Raw genomic sequence first — 1,608 nt, 5'->3', positions numbered from 1 at the left:
AGGGCGTCCATGAGGCGCAGGCCCTCGAAGGCGTCGCGGGCGTAGCGGACCTCGCCCTCGTAGATCTCGTGCAGGTCCTGCTCCACATAAGCCCTGGTCAGGGCCGCGCCACCGAGGATGACCGGGTAGGTGGCGGCGAGTCCCCGGGAGTTCAGCTCCTCCAGGTTCTCCTTCATGATCACAGTGGATTTCACGAGGAGACCGGACATGCCGATCACATCGGCCTTGTGCTGTTCCGCGGCTTCCAGGATCGCCGAGACCGGCTGCTTGATCCCGATGTTCGCGACGTTGTAGCCGTTGTTGGAGAGGATGATGTCGACGAGGTTCTTGCCGATGTCGTGGACATCGCCCCGGACGGTGGCCAGGACGATCGTGCCCTTCCCGTCCGCGTCCGACTTCTCCATGTGCGGTTCCAGATGCGCCACCGCGGTCTTCATCACCTCGGCCGACTGCAACACGAACGGCAACTGCATCTGACCCGAACCGAACAACTCACCGACGACCTTCATCCCCGCCAGCAAGGTGTCGTTGACGATCTCCAACGCAGGACGCCCCGTCAACGCCTCGTCGAGATCCGCCTCCAGACCGTTCTTCTCCCCGTCGATGATCCGACGCCGCAAACGCTCCTCCAACGGAAGCGCCGCCAGCTCCTCCGCCTTCCCCGCCTTCAACGACTTCGTCGTCGCACCCTCGAACAACGCCATCAACTTCTGCAGAGGGTCATACCCCTCACGCCGACGGTCGTAGATCAGATCCAACGCCGTCGACACCTGCTCCTCATCGAACCGCGCGATCGGCAGGATCTTCGACGCGTGCACGATCGCACTGTCGAGACCCGCCTTCACGCACTCGTCCAGGAAGACGGAGTTCAACAGGATCCGCGCCGCCGGATTCAACCCGAACGAAATGTTCGACAACCCCAACGTCGTCTGCACCGACGGATGCAACCGCTTCAACTCACGGATCGCCTCGATCGTCGCGATCCCGTCCCCCCGCGACTCCTCCTGACCCGTGCAGATCGTGAACGTCAACGTGTCGATCAGGATGTCCGACTCACGGATCCCCCAGTTCGACGTCAGATCCGCGATCAGACGCTCCGCGATCGCCAGCTTGTGCTCGACCGTACGAGCCTGACCCTCCTCGTCGATCGTCAACGCGATCAACGCCGCACCATGCTCCCGCGCCAACCGCGTCACCTGAGCGAACCGCGACTCCGGCCCGTCCCCGTCCTCGTAATTCACCGAGTTGATCACCGCACGGCCGCCCAACTTCTCCAGACCGGCCCTGATCACACCCACCTCGGTCGAGTCCAACACGATCGGCAACGTCGAAGCCGTCGCGAACCGACCCGCCAACTCCTCCATGTCCGCCACACCATCCCGGCCGACATAATCCACACACAGATCCAGCATGTGAGCACCCTCACGGATCTGATCCCGCGCCATCTCCACACAGTCGTCCCAGCGAGCCTCCAACATCGCCTCACGGAACTTCTTCGACCCGTTCGCGTTCGTCCGCTCACCGATCGCCATGTACGAGACGTCCTGCCGGAACGGCACCGCCTGATACAACGACGACGCACCCGCCTCCGGACGCGGATCCCGCACC

At 63.4% G+C, this 1,608-nt stretch carries 1 protein-coding gene; it reads right to left on the bottom strand.

What is annotated here, in order from left to right; all coding sequences use genetic code 11:
* A partial coding sequence (locus ABTZ17_RS36770) for a dihydropteroate synthase (protein WP_352200174.1) occupies positions 1 to 1,608 on the bottom strand: 1,608 nt, incomplete at both ends.

The organism is Streptomyces sp. NPDC097619 (assembly GCF_040302735.1).
In the GTDB taxonomy this organism is placed as follows: domain Bacteria; phylum Actinomycetota; class Actinomycetes; order Streptomycetales; family Streptomycetaceae; genus Streptomyces.
The sequence above is the reverse complement of the archived record's forward strand: the minus strand, read 5'-3'. Positions and strand labels throughout refer to the sequence as shown.